The following is a 16,872-nucleotide window of genomic DNA, read 5'->3' as shown; positions in this document are numbered from 1 at the left end:
AATTCTGCCGTTCATATCAGTACCGAAATCATAGTTGGATGTCGACTCGTCGCGGACTAGCCGAGAGATAGTAGCCGAAAGAACGGAAAACGGAAGAAACGACGGTCAGTTGCCTCTACGAGAGCTTCTCGATATTGCTAACGACTTCCTCGGCGTACTCGCTGGTGGCGAGTTTCTCGGCGTCCTCGAGGTTGCGCTCGAGGTCGTAGGTGACCTTGCCCGAGGAGATGGTCTCCTCGACGGCGTCGCGAACGAGGTCGGCGGCGTCGGACCAGCCGATGTACTCGAGCATCATGCGGCCCGAGAGGATCATGGCGGTCGGGTTGACCTTGTCCTGGCCCTCGTACTTGGGTGCGGAGCCGTGGACGGGTTCGGCCAGCAGGAGGCCGTCGCCGAAGTTCGAACCGGGGGCGATGCCGAGGCCACCGATCTGTGCGCCGGCGGCGTCGGACATGTAGTCCCCGTTGAGGTTCATCGTCGCGATGACGTCGTAATCGCCGGTTCGAGTCAGCAGCTGCTGGAGCATGTTGTCGGCGATACGGTCGTTGACGACGACCGCGTCCTCCGGCGCTTCACCGTCGCGTTCCTCCCAGAGGGTGTCCTCGGTGATGACCTCGTCACCGTACTCCTCCTCTGCGACCTCGTAGCCCCAGTCGCGGAACTGCCCCTCGGTGAACTTCATGATGTTGCCCTTGTGGACGAGCGTGACCGAGTCGCGGTCGTGCTCGAGGGCGTAGTCGATGGCGCGACGGATGAGACGCTTGGATCCGAACTCGGTAATCGGCTTGATGCCGATACCGACGGGACCGTCGTGGATGACGTCGTCGTCGCCCATCTCGTCTTCGACGAACTCCTTGACCTGTTGGACGTCGTCGGTGCCGGCCTCCCACTCGATGCCGGCGTAGACGTCTTCCGTGTTCTCACGGAAGGTGACCATGTCCATCTCGCTGGGGTCTTTGACCGGTGACGGAACGCCGTCCATGTAATAGGTCGGTCGAACGTTCGCGTAGAGGTCGAGCTTCTTCCGCAGGGCGACGTTGAGCGATCGGAATCCAGCGCCGACGGGCGTCGTCAGCGGACCCTTGATCGCGACGCGGTGTTCCTTGATCGCCTCGACGGTCTCGGCGGGCAGGTTCTCGTCGTACTTCTCGCGTGCGGATTCGCCGGCGTAGAGTCGCATCCAGTTGATGTCGCGACCGGTCGCCTCCGCGGCGGCCTCCAGCACCTTCTGTGCGGCGGGGCCGACGTCGCTGCCCACACCGTCACCGTAGATAATCGGAATAATCGGGTTGTCAGGTACCTCGAGTTCGTCCTCGGTACCGTCTTTCAGCGTGATCTGCTCCCCATCGTCGGGGACCTCGATCTTGTCGTAGCTCATCTCGTCTAGACGTTCTTCGACGGGGGTAAAAGGTCTACCATTCCGTCGCGGGCTGGCAAAAGTTGACCCGATACCTAGTCCCGCTGAACGCGAGGGAACGGTGAAAACAGACGACTGGACGGCCTGGATGGCGAGGAGACGGTCTCAAAACCCGTATAAAAACCATTAACGATACTCGATCCGCGGTATAAAAAAGCCGCGTTCCAGACCGGAGAGCGAGAGCAGGACGAGCCGGCGGGACGTCGGGCCGTGATTGGGCACTTTCTGCAGGTGGCACACCGTGAGCAGTTTCGCTCCGATCGGTGGTCGACCGTCGACGGTCGCACAGCCGTTACTCACCGAGTACATTGATCCGACAAAAACCGTTGTAGAGCACTCGTAGAGCGCCGCCTCGAGACCAGTGATCCACCCGCCGGGGGAACTCGCTCGTGCCGTCGTCTCGAAGCGGTGATCACGGGCTCCGAGCCGGTCTCAGCGTGCCAGTGAGTACCCGCCCGATTCCTGGCGTCTCTCACGCCACGTTAACTCGAGACCCGCATCAGTATAACCCGTGGCGACCGTTTCACGACCCTCGATGTCGATACGCGTGATTTCTTCCGCGAACGGTTGGGACAGAGAGCTGTTCGCTCGAGAATCGATTCCAGGCGACGCTGCTCGCGCCGTATTTCGACAATCGTCGTGGGGTAGTTTTATTATTGACGTAGCCATCGGTCGATGCATGCTCCGACCGCCGCAGTACGCCGCACGCCGGTGTCCGCACTGTACCGCGACGCTGTCGAACGTCCAGGGCGTCGCCACCTGTTCCGAATGTCAGTGGGTCGATCGCGAGCGACACCACTCGCGCGGGCGGGTGGGTCAGTAACGCCGGTGACCGGCGGAGAGACGGAACCTCTTTTTGTCGACCGATACAACCCCGGTGCATGGCCGAATCCGAGGTAGACCTCCAGTCAGAGCAGTACGAGAAACACCGCGAGGCGGGCGAAATCCTCGCGCAAGTGCGCGAGGAGGCAGCCGACCGCGTCGAGGTCGGCACGAGCCACCTCGCGGTCGCCGAGTGGGCCGAAGATCGCATTCGGGAACTCGGTGGGAAACCCGCCTTCCCCGTCAACATCTCCGTCGACGAGGAAGCGGCCCACGCGACGCCGTCGATCGACGACGAGACGACCTTCGGCGAGGAGATGATCAACCTCGATATTGGCGTCCACGTGGACGGCTGGTTGGCTGACACCGCGATCACCGTCGACCTCTCTGGCAATCCCGAACTGGCCGAAGCCTCCGAACAGGCTCTCGAGGCCGCCCTCGATATCGTCGAACCGGGCGTCGAAACCGGCGACATCGGCGCGGCAATCGAAGACGTGATCGACGGCTACGGCTATAACCCAGTCGTCAACCTGACAGGTCACGGACTCGGCCACTGGGAACAACACACCAGCCCGAACATTCCGAACCGGGCCGTCTCGCAGGGAACGACGCTCGAGGTCGGCGACGTCGTCGCAATCGAGCCGTTCGCGACCGACGGCGGTGGCAAGGTCAGCGAAGGCGGAAGCGAGGAAATCTTCTCGCTCGAGCGCGAAGGCACCGTCCGAAACCGACAGGCTCGCGACGCGCTGGACCAGATCACCGAGGAGTTCCGAACGCTACCGTTCGCGACGCGGTGGCTCGAGACGGATCGCCCGGAGATGGCGCTGCGTCGGCTCAAACGCAACGATATTGTCCACGGCTATCCCGTTCTCAAAGAGGACGACGGCTACCTCGTCAGTCAGAAAGAGCACACGATCATCATCACCGAAGACGGCTGCGAAGTGACGACTGCGAGGTAATCACAGCCCACGTCAGTATCGGCGATTCGAATCGGTAATGCATGAATCGAGCGCAGCTGTCGCATCGAACGAAGACAGAATGCAAGAGAGAAGGCGAATCGTCTAGTCGCGTAGATAGCAGTTGTCAGAAATTTAGACGACGTTCAGGCGTTGTTCATCCGTTGACTCGAGCGGTCCCCACACCGCTGGCACTCACGGACGCGGTATGGCTCGCGGGAGAACTGGGCGTTCTCTTTCTTCAGGCTCTCGGTTCGGATCTGGACGGAAACTTCGTGGAGGGTGTCTAACTCGCAGTTTTCGCAGTGCTCGGTCATCCCGTTAAAGGAGTCGTTAGTTGTTGCCATTACTGAATTCATTGTATAGCCTCATCTTAAACCCATGCTTCATTTTGAAATCTGAGTCGTGAAAACCGCAAGACGGCGTTAACATAGGCGAAAGAGACACTCAGATAGTCCGATATCGTTCAGAACCGGTTCTCGTTCAGTTATAGAAGAATTATGTCCTATTGTAACATACAGCAGTGGTGGTATTTCCCGAAGTGAGTGGTGCAAGATCGGGGACTGAAACGCTTTAGGCGCGCGTCGAATAGTATCGGGTATGGAACAGGTATTCGCACCGTGGCGGATCGAGTGGATCAGACGCGAGGACAAAAACCCCGATATCGAGGACTGCGTGTTCTGCGAACTGCCCGAGCAGGGATCCGATCGAGAGAACCTGCTCGTCGCCCGAAGCGAGCACGCGTTCGTCATGCTGAACAACTATCCGTACAATCCGGGACATCTGATGGTGATCCCACACACCCATACCGGCGACTACACCGCTCTCGGCGACGATATCCTGCTCGACCACGCCCGCTTGAAACAGCGAACGTTCGACGCACTCACTGCCGCCCTCGAGCCGGACGGTTTCAACGCCGGCTTGAACCTCGGTGACGGGGCCGGTGGCTCGATCGATGACCACCTACACACCCACGTCGTGCCGCGGTGGCAGGGCGACACCAACTTCATGCCGGTCCTGAGTGAGACGACGGTAATCGTCGAGGCACTCGAGGCGACCTACGAGCACGTCCACGACGCGTTCGCCGCGCAGGACGGTGCGACCGTTCCCGACGCGGACAGCGCCGTCGTCTTCGAGTAACAGTTCCCATCGGGGAATACCGTCCATCCCGCGGCTCGACTCCGACAGTCGGTGCGACTGCCGGCCAAACCCTTGTCCGAGTTCCCGGCGAACGCCGAACGCGTGTCCGAACTGACTCAGCTCGAGGAACTGATCGCGGCGTATCTCTCCCTGCTCGACAACGTCGCGACCTTTCTGCTGACGGTCGCGCTGGTGTACGCGATCGGTCGGTTCGCCGTCCAGCCGCTCGTAAGCACCGTGTTGCACTACCGGGGCACGGAACGGACGCTTCAACAGGGCCTCGAGCGCATGACCGGATTCGGCGTGATCACGGCCGCCATCGTGATCGGACTCTCGGTCGCCGGCCTCAGTTTCATTCTCGACCGGGCAGCGATCCTGGTCGCCGCGCTGACAGTCGCACTCGGGTTTGCCGCCCAGAACGTGGTCGGTAACTTCGTCAGCGGGGCGTTCATCGTCACCGATCCGTCGTTCAACATCGGCGACTGGATCCGCTGGGGCGATCAAGAGGGGATCATCGAGGACATCAGCTTCCGATCGACGCGCGTCCGCACGTTCGACAACGAGACCATTTCGGTGCCGAACTCGGAGCTAACCGCGAGCGCAGTTACCAACGCCGTCCTGAACGATCGCATCCGATTGCAGTTCCCAGTCGCGGTCAGCTACGACGACGATCTCGATGCCGTCGCCCGTATTCTGACCGATGCGGCGGTCGACCACCCGGAGATCCTCACAGACCCGGAGCCGACCGCACGGATCGCGGACCTCGGTGACGCGATCCAGGTCGTCGCGCGGTTCTGGATCGCCGACCCCGACCGCAGTACGTACGGCCGTATCCGCTCGGAGTACGCCCGCGAAGTCGTTGCGCGCCTCGAGCGAGAAGGGATCGACCTCGGGACGGCGACGGCGCAGTCGCTCGAGAGCTTGATTGGTACCGGGTCGACGGCCCGCTCGAGAGCCGACGATGCTGACGACAGGAGCGAGAGGTGACCGATGGTATCGGGGTCGATACGTCGGTCGTGTTTACGCGTACGTCGTCTCGAGGTAGTCCACGATCCGTTCGGATTCGGCCATCGTGACGCCGTACTCCTCGTCGACGATAACGGGCACCTGGCGCTGCCCGGAGACGCGCTTGACCTCGTCGCGCGTCGAGTGCAGTCCCTCGACCCAGACGCTCTCGTAGTCGATATCGAGTTCCTCGAGGCGGTCGGCGACGCGTTCACAGTAGGGACAGCCCTCGAGCTGATAGAGCGTGAGCATGCCTCGGCGTACGCTCCGATTCGTCAAAAGAGTACGTGCCGATAGCATGACTCGCTGGATCGCGAGCGGTTGTAACCGGTTGTGAGCGGGTAGCGAGAGCGCCGACGACCGCTATCGTCGCGCTATACCGGCTTGCCGAACGCGTACATCGTCTCGTGGGCCGTCACCTCGAGATCGACGAAATCGCCGGGCTCGAGGCCGTAGTCGCTCGCGTGCTGGACGATGATCTGGCGGTAGGCCGAGTCGCGGCACTTCACGGAGTCGGCGGTGCCCTGCTCGACGACGAGGACGTCCTCGCGGGTCTCGCCGACCATCTCCTCGTAGGCGTCGGCGACGATGTCGCGCTTGACCGCGCTCATCTCCTTCGAGCGTTCCTTCTTGATCGTGCCGCCGAGGCCCTTCAGCTCGGCGGCGTCGGTGCCCGGCCGCTTCGAGAAGCGGGTGACGTTGATCTTCTCCGGGCGAGTCTCGCGGAGGAGGGCCATCGACTGCGCGTGGTCGTGGTCGGTTTCGGTGGGGTAGCCGACGATGAAGTCCGTCGACAGCGTCCAGTAGTCGAGGGCCTCGTCGAAGGTCTCGATGACCTCGAGGTACTCCTCGACCTGGTGCTGGCGTCGCATGTCCCCCAGCACGTCGTCGCTTCCCGACTGAACAGGGGCGTGCAGGAAGTCGTACAGTTCCTCGTGTGCGGCGAAGACGTCGGCCAACTCCTCGCGGATGCCGTGGACGCCCTTGGGGTTCGCCATCCCCACGCGGACGCGGAAGTCGCCCTCGATCTCGCAGATTTCCTCGAGCAGCCGGTGAAGCTTGCGCTCGCCTTCGTCCCAGCCGTAGACGCCGGTGTCCTGGCCCGTAATCCTGATCTCCTTCGCGCCGGCGTGGATCAGCGCGCGGGCCTTCGCGACGTTTTCCTCGATCGGCGGCGAGTCGATCTTGCCGGTGGCCTGCTTGGTGATACAGTACGAGCAGTCGGACATACAGCCCCGCGCGATGGGGAGGACGCCGACGACGCCGTCGAGGATGGGTTCCGCGTCGGGGGTTGTCGTCGGACACTCGCCGTTGGTGACGGCCTCGGGAACCTCGTCCCAATGGAGGACCTGTCCGTCGACGTCCGCCTGGGCGAACTCCTCGCCCTGCGCGAGCGCCATACAGCCCGTGATGAAGAGGTCAGCCGTCTCGTCGGCCAGTTCCTCGGCCCGCCGGAGCATGTTGCGCTCGGTCTTCTCGACGACGGTGCAGGTGTTGAGGATGGCGACGTCGGCCTCGTCGGGACCGTCGACCTGATGATGGCCCGCGTCGCGGAGCCGTCGCTCGATCTCGCGACTCTCCCCGCGGTTCGACGTACAACCGTACGTTTCGATGTGATACCGGGCCATCCGTCTCGTCACATCGTCGGGCGCGGGACGCCAAAAGCCCGACGGATCCGCGGCGCTCGCGGCCGCGGCGAACGCCCCCTCAATCGTCGGGTTCTCGAGAAACGGTCTCGCTCGTCGGCCCGCTCCGGTAGACGGCGTAGAGGACCAACACCGCGATGAGGAAGTCGAAGCCGTGCTCGACGAGGTGGTGGACCGTCATCGGAACGAGTCCGAGGACGGTTCCGAGTCCGGTCACCGACCGGACGACCAGCACGCCCAGCACGACGGTTATCAGGGAATACCGGGTCGTCCGGCGCCGAGAATACGCGACGAGGCCGACGGCGAAAAGCGCCGTCGTGCCGACCACCGCGAGGACGATGATGGCGACGAGAACGGGTGCGAGCTGCGGATCGAGCCACTCGTCGGCGAACGACATTGCGAGCACCATGCGATCGATACCCGTACTCGGGCGGACGGCCACCTATTCGCTTCGATACGTCCGTGCCGGTCGCTCGAGCGATTGGCTCTCGAGCCCCGATCGACGGTTCTCGAGGACTGGGAACGCGGGGAACCCGTTATATGGACCGTAGCGCTAGGCGACGATACCACCCACTACGGGGGAGTCACAGCCACAGATGACCGACACCCGACAACGGATTCACGCCCACGTCCGCGCGAACGCCGGCGTCCACTTCAACGAACTCGTCAGGGAGTCCGCGTTCGCGCCAGGGCAGGTCCAGTATCACATCCGTCGACTGCTCGAGGACGACCGGCTCGTCCGCGAGGAGTGGTACGGCCGAACTCACTACTACCCGCCCGCGTACGACGCGTGGGAACGGGCCGCGCTGGCGCTGTTCCGCCGGGAAACCGCCCGCGAGATCGTCATCCACCTGATCGAGCACGAACCTGCCGCACCCGGCGACGTTGCCGAAACCCTCGGCATCGCCCGCAGCACGCTCGAGTACCACCTCGATCGGCTGGTCGAGCACGAAATCGTCGACAAACGATACGACGAGCGAAACCGCGTCGTCCTCGCGCTCGCGAACCCCGACGCGACCGGCCGGCTGTTGACGACGGTGACGCCGACGGTTCCCGATCGGCTCGTCGATCGGTTCACGCGGCTCGTCGACGAATTGCTCGCGGGAACGCGCGAGACCCAGTAATAGTAATCGAACTCGAGCGGGGCACGGCCGTCCACTGATTCGGGTGTTCGTTCCGGGACCGCTCACTGCATTCCGGAGATATCCTCGAGCCCGTTGTAGTGATCTTTCATCACGTCTAGCGTCGCGATCAACGCACCGAGGACGACGGGGCCGTAGAACAGCCCCATGACGCCGAACGCGTAGACGCCGCCGAGGACGCCGAGGATGATGACGGCGGGGTTGAGATCGGCGTAGCGGTCGACGAGGATCGGCCGGAGATAGTCGTCGGAGAGGCCGACGACGATCATACTGTACGCAAAGAGCGCCGCTGCGAGGAGTGGTTCATCCGTCAGGAAGAGGTAGAGCACGGCCGGCCCCCACACCATGAACGAACCGATCAGCGGGATCAACGAGAGGATGATCATGACGACTGTCCAGAACGCCGCGTTTGGCACCCCGGTCGCGAACAGTCCCAGTCCGGCGATACCGCCCTGAATGATCGCGATCAGGACGTGACCCGCGAGGACGGCCCACATCACCGCGTCCAGTTCCTGGTAGAAGTCGTCCTGTGCGTCGTCCGGCAATGGCGTCATCTTCCGGATCCAGGCCAGCAGCTCGCTTCCGTCCTTGAGGAGATAGTAGAGCAGGAAGATCGCGAGTCCGAGCCCGACGAGGGAGTGCGTCAGCGCGCTGAACCATGCGGTCGACTGCTCGAGGGCTATTCCGCCGATCCCCTGTGCGGAATCGGCCAGCGTGGACGTTATATCGACGCTCATGCCCGTTTGTTCCTCGATGATTCGCTCGAGTTCGGCCGTCTGGAACGATTCGGCATTGACGTTTTCGATGAGCCGCCGGGCATCGCTGGCGACCACCGCGACAATACCGATGAGCGGGACGATGACGACCGCGACCGCCAGCACGACGAGCGTGAACGCGGCGATCGGCGGTGAGACCCGCTGCTCGAGTCGTTTCTGGACGGGGAAGAGGAGGTATGCGACGAGAATGGCCCCGAGAATGTACTGGAGGAACGGCGACGCGAGCATCAGTGAGAGATACGCGAAGAGTACGACCAGGACCAGGAGAAATCCCTTGCTGAGATTCACAGCCATTATTTCGGCGATTAGGGAAATAAAACCACGGCTTGAACGTATCTCCAGTCAGGACTGTCGTATAGAGCCGCCACACGGCTTCAAGGGCCTGGTTGGTGAACGTTACCACGAATGTCGACTCAGCTCGATCCCCTTTCGCTCTCGGCCGATCTCCTCTATACGGTCAAAACGGAGGGCGATGCTGACCCGTTTCGGGAGCGCCTCGCGACGCTCGAGCGGTCGCGGCTGGAACGGGCCCTGTCCAATCGCGAGGGGAAACTCGCCTTCTGGCTCAACTGTTACAACGCGTACGCACAGCTACTCTTGGAGGAGGAAGCGGCCGACGACCTGTTCGAGGGCGGACTGCTCGATCAGTGGAAGTTCTTCGCCCGCGATCAGGTCCCCGTCAGCGGGGTCTGGCTGAGTCTCAACGATATCGAACACGGGCTGCTCCGGAGTTCGAAACTGCCGTGGGGCCTCGGCTACCTCCCGCGGCCGTTTCCCACGGCGTTCGAGCGCCAGTTCCGGCTCGCGGAGTGCGATCCGCGGATCCACTTCGCGCTGAGTCACGGCGACGACCACTGCCCCCCGATTGCGGTCTACTCACCGCGAGACGTCGACGAGGAACTGGACATCGCCATCGAGTGGTTCCTCGAGGAAAACGTCACCTACGATCCCGAGGACGGCACTGCGACGGTTCCGCGGCTCTTCCGCCAGTACCGCGGCGACTTCGGGGGAACGAGCGGCATCGTCGCGTTCCTCCGAGAGTACAACGCGATCCCGACCGACGCCGGGCCGTCGCTCAAGTACGAGCGCATCGACTGGTCAGCGGATCTCGACGTCGATATAGACGGCGACGGCGACGACATTCAGCGATAGTCCACGATCCCCAAGTCGACCGATTTCCGTCGTCTGGCAATTGCTGGATCGACTGTCTCCGTCTCAGTCACGCCGCTGGATGGAGGCGGACGGAGCGCTGCGCATGACGCTCCGAGCCGCCCGTTCGGCGTTCGATCGCGACGAGTACCCTTCACCGCTGTCGGCCACGATGTTGCCGTTCCAGTGGACGAGCCGCCAGCGCCACTGGCCCGCCTTGTCTTCGTAGACCTCGAAGCGACTGGTCCGCTCGGAGCCGCTCGTCTCCGCTGTCTCCGACTCGGCGACGCCGTCCGCCGAAGCACCCTCGTCGCGGTCGGCGACTCCCTCGAGGGGCATCACCGCCGTCGCCGGATCGACGTCCGCAGTCGCAGACTGCTCGTGGTGCTCGGCGGTCTCGTCGGCCTCGTGATCGGTCACTCGAATGCTCGAGCCCTCGGGGTCGTCCCACTCGAGTTCAAGTTCCAGTTCGCCGACCGGCGGCTCCGCGTCGAGTTCGCGTTCGGCCTCGAACTCGGCGACGACGCGCTCCGGGACCTCGATTTCGACGCTCCGCTCGTCGCCGTCCAGCCGGAGCGAGCGCCCCGACTCGAAGGCGGTCGCGAACTCGCGGAACACGGCGGCGAGGTCCGCGCGGTCGTACGCACGCTCGAGTTCGAACTCGTCCGCGTCGTCCGTCTCCGATTCGTCCGATCGGTCCGTGTCGTCCGGTGAGTCGGCCATACAGGCGATACGTGAGACGGCGGGTTAGTGTTTCGTGCTGCAACGCATCGTATCGGGCCGTCCGTCGCATCCCCCGCCGGAGCGTTTTTGTCGCCGCGCTGTCTTCGCTCGCTCGTGACTGCACGCGACTGGCGCGCCGACCGGAGTGCCGTATTCGACCGCGACGCGTACACGTGTCGACACTGCGACGCCGTCGGCGGCGACGACGGACCGGCCACGCTCCGGACCGCCCCCGTTGGTGACGTGCCGCTCGAGGGCGAAGTTCACGAAAGCGCGCTCGTCACCGTCTGTGACGACTGTTTCGCCCCGCTCGAGTCCGAGCCCTCGACGGACGCCGTCGAGACCGAAGCGCTGTTTCGACTCGTCCGCGAGACCACCGGCTTCCAGGGCGCGACCATCTCGGACGTCGCCGCGTTCGCGTCGTTGGCGACGTCGCTGCCCGCGGCCCTCGAGTCCGCGCTGGACGAGGAGACCGACGTCGGCATCGACGAGTCCGTCCTGGAGTACCGCCGCGCCCGGCTCGACGTGCTGCTCGCGCTCGCGATCGTCGACGCCCGCCTCGAGCGACTCGCCGCCCTCCGATCGACCGTCGACCCCGAGGTTCGGGCGTCGCTCGAGGCCTTCGCCGAGACGGCGACGGCCCTGCAGTCGACGCTCCGCAAGGTCGTCGCGCTCGGAGAGACGGTCGCGACGGGGCTCGGCCGGTGTCAGGGCTGTTTCGATGAGGTTCGAGCGAGCGCGGACGCGACGTGTGCGACCTGCGGACTCGCCGTCCGCGAGACGAGCGACTGGCAGGGCGAGGACGGGACGCTCGCGTTCGACCGACTGTTCGCCACGACCAACGAGACGCTCCAGGGAGCCACCGAGACGACCGAAGCGCTCACCGATCGGACGATGGCGCTCGCGGAGCAACTCACGGCGTCGCAGTGAGAAACACGATCGAACGCGATCAACAGCCGCTCGACAGCAGCGTTCGAGACGGGCTGAGTAAGGAAAACCCTCGTCACGCCATCATTCGGAACCGGCGGCCTCCCTCGAACGGAAGGTCGCGATCGTGTCGTCGGTCACACCGTTGCGTGAGAAGACCGTGACGATGTCGTCCGGTTGAATCTTCGTGTCACCGTGGGGCGTCAGGACGGTGTCGTCCCGTTCGATCGCGATGACGAGCGTATCGTCGGTGAACGTTTCACGGCGAGCGGCTTCCTGGAGACTCATGCCGGCGATCGTGGCGTCTCGATCGACCGTCACCTCGGCGACCTCGGCGTCACCCGAAAGACTAACGAAATCCGTGAGCAGCGCCTCTCGCGTTTCGGTCGTTGGGCCAAACGGTGCGTACGCCTGCGACGTTTCGTTCTGGACGAGCACTTCGTCCTCGATTTCGATTCCGAGATCGGAGAGCGACCGGGCTATCCGACGCAGGTCCTCCGTGTCGTTCCCGACTGCGAGCACGTGGAGGTTCCGGCGGCCGGTCAGCAACTCCCGAATGTTGATCACACCGGGAATTATCTGCGCCCGCTGGGCCACCGATTCGCGCTCGGAGACGGGAGCGTTACACATGAAGAGATTCGTGAGATGTCCCTCCGCCCGCTCGAAATCGATGCTCGCGTGATAGCCGGTAATCACGCCGTTTTCCTCGAGTTGAGCGATGCGATTTCGGATCGTTCCGGGAGAAACGTTCAGTTCCTCCGCGATCGTTGGTGCCGAGATCGTCCGGGCGTCGTCCATTAACGCGTGAATGATTCGACGATCGATTTCGTCGAGCCGAGTATCCATACTCCGTTGTAACATCCCCCCCACCATATGCTAATCTACTTTGTCCATCGTATCAGCTATCGTTCTTTTTTCAGCTATCAGTAATATATCGGGTGGTAAAATAAGTAATCATCAATTCTATCGGGAGATTTATACTCCTAACGGGAAAACAGAGGGACTGATGACCGAGTATCCGATCGAGCGAGGATCCTCGATTGCGGACCGTATCCCGTTGCGCCACGAAACGAGACAGTCCGGGATCGGTCGGCAGGGAGGTCGAACCGATGGCTAGCTCTCTCTTCGAGACGGTTCTCGTCCCGATCGCGAGCGAGGGAGATGCCGAGGAGACGTGTCGGGCGATTTTGCGAGAGATTTACGACGGACGACCGACCCTTCATGTCGTCCACGTGATCGAGAAAGCCGGCGGTGCTCCCGACAAAGCCGGCGTCGAACAGCGCAAAGAACGGGCCGAACGAATCTTCGAACGCGTCGAAACGGAACTGGCCGACGAAGACGTTATCCTCGAGACCGAAATTCTGTACGGAACCGACGTCGCGGAGGCGATTCTAGAGCGAGCGCAACGGCTCGACGCGACGTCGATCGTCTTCACTCCTCGCGGAGCGAGTCGATGGATAAAGCTGCTTACCGGCGATGTCGCACAGAAACTCCTCGCCAACACCGATCGGCCGCTGGTGGTCCTTCCACGGACGGAGAGCCATGAGTGACGACGAACTCGCCAAGGACCTCGGACTCCTCTCCGCGCTCGCGATCGGGATGGGGACGATGATCGGTGCGGGGATCTTCGTCCTGCCCGGCGTCGCGGCACAGGAAGCCGGCCCCGTCGTCGTCGTCTCGTTCGTGATCGGCGGCGCGATCGCGATGGTCAACGCGCTGGCAGTGAGCGAACTCGGGACGGCGATGCCGAAAGCCGGCGGCGGCTACTACTACATCAATCGCGGACTCGGGCCCCTGTTCGGCTCGATCTCCGGAATGGGCGACTGGATGGGACTGGCGTTCGCCTCGGCGTTTTACTGTATCGGCTTCGGCGGCTATCTCACCGAGTTACTGGCCGGCACGGTGCTCGCGCTACCGACGCTCGAGCTCGGCCGCTTCGCGCTGTCGGACATCCAGCTGGGTGCCCTGCTCGCCGGCCTGCTGTTCGTCGGCATCAACTACATCGGCGCGAAAGAGACCGGCGGCGTCCAGACGGTGATCGTCACGGTTCTGCTCGGCATTCTCACCGTGTTCGCTGCGACAGGCTTCCTGCACTTCGACTGGACGACGCTGACCGCCGACGGCCTCGCGCCGACCGACGCGGGCTACGGCGCGATTCTGCCCGGGACCGCCCTCGTCTTCGTCTCCTTTCTCGGCTACGCGAAGATCGCGACCGTCGCGGAGGAACTGAAGAATCCCGGCCGGAACCTCCCGATCGCGGTCATCGGCAGCGTCGCCGTCGTGACGATGATCTACGCCGTTCTCGTCGCCACGATGGTCGGCATCGTCCCCTGGCACTCGCTCGACGACAGCGTCCCCGTCTCGCAGGTCTCCGAAATCACGTTCGCCGGGATTCCCCTCCTCGACGCGGTCGGCGTCACCCTGATCTCGCTGGCGGCGATGCTGGCGACGGCCTCGAGTGCTAACGCGTCGATCCTCTCGTCGGCTCGCATCAACTTCGCGATGGGACGAGACAAGATCGTCACGGACAAACTCAACGAGATCCACTCCCAGTATGCGACGCCGTATCGGTCGATCCTGCTGACCGGCAGCGTCATCATCGTGTTCATCGTGGCGCTCGGACAGGACCTCGAGATCCTGGCCAAGGCCGCGAGCGTGCTCCATCTGCTCGTCTACGGACTGATGAACATCGCGTTGATCGCGTTCCGGCAGGCCGACGTACCCGAGTACGAGCCGGACTTCCGGGTACCGTTTTACCCGGTGACGCCGATCCTCGGTGCGGTACTTTCCTTCGGGCTCATCGGCTTCATGGATCCGATCGAGATCGGGTTGAGTCTCGCCTTCGTCGCCGTCGCGGTGCTGTGGTACACGTTGTACGCGCGTTCGAAGACGCCCCGACAGGGCGTCCTCGGCCAGTACGTCCTCGACCGGTCCGAGGCGATGCCCGACGTGGCGGTCTCGGCGGCCACTGCGGCCAGTCCCGACGCGGCAGACGAATACCGCGTGCTGGTGCCGCTGTCGAACCCCCGGACCGAACGACAGCTCATCTCGCTCGCCAGCTCGCTCGCCGCCGAACGCGACGGCGTGGTCCACGCGGTCCACATCGTCCAGGTGCCCGACCAGACGCCGCTGGATCGCGGCGCCGAACAGATCGATCGGATCGACGCCGAATCCGAGAAACTGCTCGAGCGAGCACGCGAACACGCCGAAGAGCGGGGTGCGACGATCGAGACGACGACGATCGTCTCCCATCGCTCGTTCGAGGAGGTGTTCGACGCCGCTCGCCAGTACGACGCCGATCAGGTCGTGATGGGATGGGGTGCGGACCGGCCGTGGGCGATGGGACGCGCCGAACAGCCGCTCGACGAACTCGCCTACGAGCTCCCGTGTGACTTCCTCGTACTGAAAGACCGGGGCTACGATCCCAGCCGAATCCTCCTGCCGACCGCCGGCGGTCCGGACTCCGAACTCAGTGCGGAGATCGCGAGAACGCTGCGCTCGACGACCGGGGCCTCGATCGACCTCCTCCACGTCGTCGACGACGAGAGCGAGCGCGAGGCTGGCGAAGCATTCCTGACGGAGTGGGCGGCCGACCACGATATCGGAGACGCCGTACTGACGGTCGACGCCTCCGGCGACGTCGAGAGCGCGATCGGCCGCGAGGCCGCAGACGAAACGCTCGTGATCATCGGTGCGACGGAACGCGGTCTGCTCTCCCGACTCGTCCGCGGCTCGCTCGTCTTCGACGTCGTCGACGACCTCGAGTGTTCCGTGTTGCTCGCCGAGCGGCCGACGAAGCGGTCGCTCCGCGAACGGCTGTTCGGTCGCTCGGAAGAGTGAAAGTCGGCTGGCTCGAGGCTGTTACAGCTTGGTCGTGGCCTCGAGCGCGATGTCGATCGCGCGCCCGACGTTGTTCTTGGCCTTGTCCGGTAGTTCGTCGTCCTCGGTGTCGGTTCCTTTCTGGGTGCCCTCGACGAGGTTCCCGTCGACGGTACAGATCGCGCCGGCGCGAAGCCCCTTGCGGCGGGCCAGCGAGAAGACGGCGGCGGCCTCCATCTCGACGGACAGCAGGTTGGCGGCCTCCCAGTCGTCGACGGCGTCGTCGGTCTCGGCGTAGTAGGCGTCGTCGGAGGCGATGGGACCGACGTGGACGTCTTCATTATTCGCCTCAGCCGAATCGACCAGCGCCGATAGTGCGTCGTAATCCGCCACTGCGGGGTACTCGACGGCCTCGTATCGCTTGCTCGTTCCCTCGTTTTTCGCCGCGCCGGTCGCGACGATCATGTCGCCGATCTCGATCTCCGACTGGAGCGCGCCGGTCGTTCCGACGCGGAGGAACGTTTCGACGCCGACGTTCGCCATTTCTTCGATGGCGATGGCGGCGGAGGGGCAGCCGATTCCCGTCGAGCAGATAGTCAACTCCCGACCCTCGTAGGTGGCGTTGACGACCTTGTACTCCCGATTCTGGGCGATCGTCTCCGACTCGTCACAGTGGTCGGCGATGCGATCGACTCGTCCCGGATCGCCCGGGATGAGCGCGATGTCCGTCAGGTCTCCGTCGTCGACCAGCAGGTGTGGCTGGGTCGTCATACCGTCGGGTTCCGCGGGAGGTGAGAAAAAAGGTTCGAGGAAGGGTCGAGGAGCGGCCGACTCGTCGCGGCGATCCCCGACGCCACCCATTTCCCGTGGCCCGACCGTCGGTACCCGGTCGCTCGTCGCTCATACGGACTGCTGTAAGTCGCTTTCGGCGCAACCGCGACCGTCCTGCGGTTGCACCGGTAAACCGTTACAGCAATCCGTATCAGCCGGCCGGACGAACGTCGACGCGCTCGGGTCTGACCGTGACCACCGCGTCGTCGATCTCGAACTCGACAGTTCCCCTCGAGCGCGCGTCACCGCGGTTCGTCTCGGCGAAGAGACTGTCCAGTGCGTCCGGATCGATATAGTCGTACAGCTGCGTACTGGCCGCAGTGGCGTCGTCACCGTAATACTGGGCCAGTGCCATCGCAGCGGCGATACTCGGCGATTCGTTCGCGTCTCGCTCGTACTGGATGCGCCGACCGAGGCTGCATCCATCAGACTCGTTAACCCTTCCTTCCGTCATGTCTCTCAGTCACGATCTCGTGACTGTTACTGAAGTGGCCAACGCCGCAACCCATATAGCTACCG

General features: G+C 63.6%; 19 protein-coding genes. 9 read left to right on the top strand and 10 right to left on the bottom strand.

The window, feature by feature from the left end; genetic code table 11:
* Positions 1-115 precede the first annotated feature (115 nt).
* Complete coding sequence (icd, locus tag HYG81_RS31515; RefSeq protein ID WP_180840155.1) at positions 116-1,378, bottom strand: isocitrate dehydrogenase (NADP(+)); 1,263 nt, start codon at positions 1,376-1,378, stop codon at positions 116-118.
* Positions 1,379-2,096: 718 nt separating this feature from the next.
* Between icd and HYG81_RS31510 the strand changes: the two genes are divergently transcribed.
* Positions 2,097-2,240: a hypothetical protein gene (locus tag HYG81_RS31510; protein WP_226777487.1), complete on the top strand. Its 144-nt coding sequence runs from the start codon at positions 2,097-2,099 to the stop codon at positions 2,238-2,240.
* Between the two features lie 58 nt (positions 2,241-2,298).
* Entirely contained in the window at positions 2,299-3,198 is a 900-nt protein-coding gene (gene map, locus HYG81_RS31505; RefSeq protein ID WP_180840154.1) for a type II methionyl aminopeptidase, read from the top strand.
* Positions 3,199-3,341: 143 nt separating this feature from the next.
* Here map and HYG81_RS31500 read toward each other — a convergent pair whose 3' ends face one another.
* Positions 3,342-3,542 (bottom strand): DUF7835 family putative zinc beta-ribbon protein, encoded by a 201-nt coding sequence (locus tag HYG81_RS31500; RefSeq protein ID WP_180840153.1) that lies wholly within the window; start codon positions 3,540-3,542, stop codon positions 3,342-3,344.
* A 253-nt stretch (positions 3,543-3,795) separates the two neighbouring features.
* Between HYG81_RS31500 and HYG81_RS31495 the strand changes: the two genes are divergently transcribed.
* Positions 3,796-4,335 (top strand): HIT family protein, encoded by a 540-nt coding sequence (locus tag HYG81_RS31495; protein WP_180840152.1) that lies wholly within the window; start codon positions 3,796-3,798, stop codon positions 4,333-4,335.
* A 102-nt stretch (positions 4,336-4,437) separates the two neighbouring features.
* Positions 4,438-5,322 carry a mechanosensitive ion channel family protein gene (locus HYG81_RS31490; protein WP_180840151.1) on the top strand — a complete coding sequence of 295 codons (885 nt, stop codon included), beginning with the start codon at positions 4,438-4,440 and terminating at the stop codon, positions 5,320-5,322.
* Positions 5,323-5,355: 33 nt separating this feature from the next.
* On the opposite strand, the gene HYG81_RS31485 is transcribed toward HYG81_RS31490, so the two are convergent.
* The 3 genes from HYG81_RS31485 to HYG81_RS31475 form a co-directional block, all read right to left on the bottom strand.
* Positions 5,356-5,592: a glutathione S-transferase N-terminal domain-containing protein gene (locus tag HYG81_RS31485; protein WP_180840150.1), complete on the bottom strand. Its 237-nt coding sequence runs from the start codon at positions 5,590-5,592 to the stop codon at positions 5,356-5,358.
* 122 nt (positions 5,593-5,714) lie between these two features.
* Positions 5,715-6,968 carry a tRNA (N(6)-L-threonylcarbamoyladenosine(37)-C(2))-methylthiotransferase gene (locus HYG81_RS31480; protein WP_180840149.1) on the bottom strand — a complete coding sequence of 418 codons (1,254 nt, stop codon included), beginning with the start codon at positions 6,966-6,968 and terminating at the stop codon, positions 5,715-5,717.
* Between the two features lie 79 nt (positions 6,969-7,047).
* Positions 7,048-7,395: a DUF7471 family protein gene (locus tag HYG81_RS31475; protein ID WP_180843023.1), complete on the bottom strand. Its 348-nt coding sequence runs from the start codon at positions 7,393-7,395 to the stop codon at positions 7,048-7,050.
* Positions 7,396-7,582: 187 nt separating this feature from the next.
* On the opposite strand from HYG81_RS31475, the gene HYG81_RS31470 reads away from it, so the two are divergent.
* Positions 7,583-8,110: a winged helix-turn-helix transcriptional regulator gene (locus tag HYG81_RS31470; RefSeq protein ID WP_180840148.1), complete on the top strand. Its 528-nt coding sequence runs from the start codon at positions 7,583-7,585 to the stop codon at positions 8,108-8,110.
* A gap of 62 nt (positions 8,111-8,172) precedes the next feature.
* Here HYG81_RS31470 and HYG81_RS31465 read toward each other — a convergent pair whose 3' ends face one another.
* Complete coding sequence (locus HYG81_RS31465; protein WP_226777486.1) at positions 8,173-9,192, bottom strand: AI-2E family transporter; 1,020 nt, start codon at positions 9,190-9,192, stop codon at positions 8,173-8,175.
* A gap of 117 nt (positions 9,193-9,309) precedes the next feature.
* Here HYG81_RS31465 and HYG81_RS31460 point away from each other — a divergent pair, with 117 nt between their 5' ends.
* Positions 9,310-10,056 (top strand): DUF547 domain-containing protein, encoded by a 747-nt coding sequence (locus HYG81_RS31460; RefSeq protein ID WP_180840146.1) that lies wholly within the window; start codon positions 9,310-9,312, stop codon positions 10,054-10,056.
* A 63-nt stretch (positions 10,057-10,119) separates the two neighbouring features.
* Here the strand turns inward: HYG81_RS31460 and HYG81_RS31455 are convergent, their stop codons facing one another.
* Complete coding sequence (locus HYG81_RS31455; RefSeq protein ID WP_180840145.1) at positions 10,120-10,776, bottom strand: amphi-Trp domain-containing protein; 657 nt, start codon at positions 10,774-10,776, stop codon at positions 10,120-10,122.
* A gap of 114 nt (positions 10,777-10,890) precedes the next feature.
* Here HYG81_RS31455 and HYG81_RS31450 point away from each other — a divergent pair, with 114 nt between their 5' ends.
* Positions 10,891-11,706, top strand: a complete 816-nt coding sequence (locus HYG81_RS31450) for an HNH endonuclease (protein ID WP_180840143.1) — start codon at positions 10,891-10,893, stop codon at positions 11,704-11,706.
* An 81-nt stretch (positions 11,707-11,787) separates the two neighbouring features.
* On the opposite strand, the gene HYG81_RS31445 is transcribed toward HYG81_RS31450, so the two are convergent.
* Positions 11,788-12,549, bottom strand: coding sequence for an Lrp/AsnC family transcriptional regulator (locus HYG81_RS31445; protein WP_180840141.1), 762 nt, complete (start codon positions 12,547-12,549; stop codon positions 11,788-11,790).
* A 263-nt stretch (positions 12,550-12,812) separates the two neighbouring features.
* Between HYG81_RS31445 and HYG81_RS31440 the strand changes: the two genes are divergently transcribed.
* Together HYG81_RS31440 and HYG81_RS31435 are read left to right on the top strand one after the other, a co-directional pair.
* Positions 12,813-13,253 (top strand): universal stress protein, encoded by a 441-nt coding sequence (locus tag HYG81_RS31440; RefSeq protein ID WP_180840139.1) that lies wholly within the window; start codon positions 12,813-12,815, stop codon positions 13,251-13,253.
* Positions 13,246-15,543 carry an amino acid permease gene (locus HYG81_RS31435; RefSeq protein WP_180840137.1) on the top strand — a complete coding sequence of 766 codons (2,298 nt, stop codon included), beginning with the start codon at positions 13,246-13,248 and terminating at the stop codon, positions 15,541-15,543. Before HYG81_RS31440 ends, HYG81_RS31435 begins: the two co-directional genes overlap by 8 nt.
* Positions 15,544-15,564: 21 nt before the next feature.
* Here HYG81_RS31435 and HYG81_RS31430 read toward each other — a convergent pair whose 3' ends face one another.
* Complete coding sequence (locus HYG81_RS31430; protein ID WP_180840135.1) at positions 15,565-16,293, bottom strand: guanosine phosphorylase; 729 nt, start codon at positions 16,291-16,293, stop codon at positions 15,565-15,567.
* Between the two features lie 211 nt (positions 16,294-16,504).
* Entirely contained in the window at positions 16,505-16,807 is a 303-nt protein-coding gene (locus tag HYG81_RS31425; protein ID WP_180840134.1) for a HalOD1 output domain-containing protein, read from the bottom strand.
* Positions 16,808-16,872: the final 65 nt, after the last annotated feature.

It is taken from the genome of Natrinema zhouii, assembly GCF_013456555.2.
GTDB classification, from domain to species: domain Archaea; phylum Halobacteriota; class Halobacteria; order Halobacteriales; family Natrialbaceae; genus Natrinema; species Natrinema zhouii.
Note: the sequence above shows the minus strand (reverse complement) of the source record. Positions and strands in the feature narration are given on the sequence as shown.

What these genes read in the sequence shown, in the direction of transcription:
- HYG81_RS31440 (WP_180840139.1), top strand. Translation starts at nt 12,813, where the DNA reads ATGGCTAGCTCTCTCTTCGAGACGGTTCTCGTCCCGATCGCGAGCGAG.
- HYG81_RS31425 (WP_180840134.1), bottom strand. Translation starts at nt 16,807, where the DNA reads ATGACGGAAGGAAGGGTTAACGAGTCTGATGGATGCAGCCTCGGTCGG.
- HYG81_RS31460 (WP_180840146.1), top strand. Translation starts at nt 9,310, where the DNA reads ATGTCGACTCAGCTCGATCCCCTTTCGCTCTCGGCCGATCTCCTCTAT.
- HYG81_RS31510 (WP_226777487.1), top strand. Translation starts at nt 2,097, where the DNA reads ATGCTCCGACCGCCGCAGTACGCCGCACGCCGGTGTCCGCACTGTACC.
- HYG81_RS31485 (WP_180840150.1), bottom strand. Translation starts at nt 5,592, where the DNA reads ATGCTCACGCTCTATCAGCTCGAGGGCTGTCCCTACTGTGAACGCGTC.
- HYG81_RS31500 (WP_180840153.1), bottom strand. Translation starts at nt 3,542, where the DNA reads ATGGCAACAACTAACGACTCCTTTAACGGGATGACCGAGCACTGCGAA.
- HYG81_RS31470 (WP_180840148.1), top strand. Translation starts at nt 7,583, where the DNA reads ATGACCGACACCCGACAACGGATTCACGCCCACGTCCGCGCGAACGCC.
- HYG81_RS31495 (WP_180840152.1), top strand. Translation starts at nt 3,796, where the DNA reads ATGGAACAGGTATTCGCACCGTGGCGGATCGAGTGGATCAGACGCGAG.
- icd (WP_180840155.1), bottom strand. Translation starts at nt 1,378, where the DNA reads ATGAGCTACGACAAGATCGAGGTCCCCGACGATGGGGAGCAGATCACG.
- HYG81_RS31475 (WP_180843023.1), bottom strand. Translation starts at nt 7,395, where the DNA reads ATGGTGCTCGCAATGTCGTTCGCCGACGAGTGGCTCGATCCGCAGCTC.
- HYG81_RS31480 (WP_180840149.1), bottom strand. Translation starts at nt 6,968, where the DNA reads ATGGCCCGGTATCACATCGAAACGTACGGTTGTACGTCGAACCGCGGG.
- HYG81_RS31445 (WP_180840141.1), bottom strand. Translation starts at nt 12,549, where the DNA reads ATGGATACTCGGCTCGACGAAATCGATCGTCGAATCATTCACGCGTTA.
- HYG81_RS31455 (WP_180840145.1), bottom strand. Translation starts at nt 10,776, where the DNA reads ATGGCCGACTCACCGGACGACACGGACCGATCGGACGAATCGGAGACG.
- map (WP_180840154.1), top strand. Translation starts at nt 2,299, where the DNA reads ATGGCCGAATCCGAGGTAGACCTCCAGTCAGAGCAGTACGAGAAACAC.
- HYG81_RS31430 (WP_180840135.1), bottom strand. Translation starts at nt 16,293, where the DNA reads ATGACGACCCAGCCACACCTGCTGGTCGACGACGGAGACCTGACGGAC.
- HYG81_RS31435 (WP_180840137.1), top strand. Translation starts at nt 13,246, where the DNA reads ATGAGTGACGACGAACTCGCCAAGGACCTCGGACTCCTCTCCGCGCTC.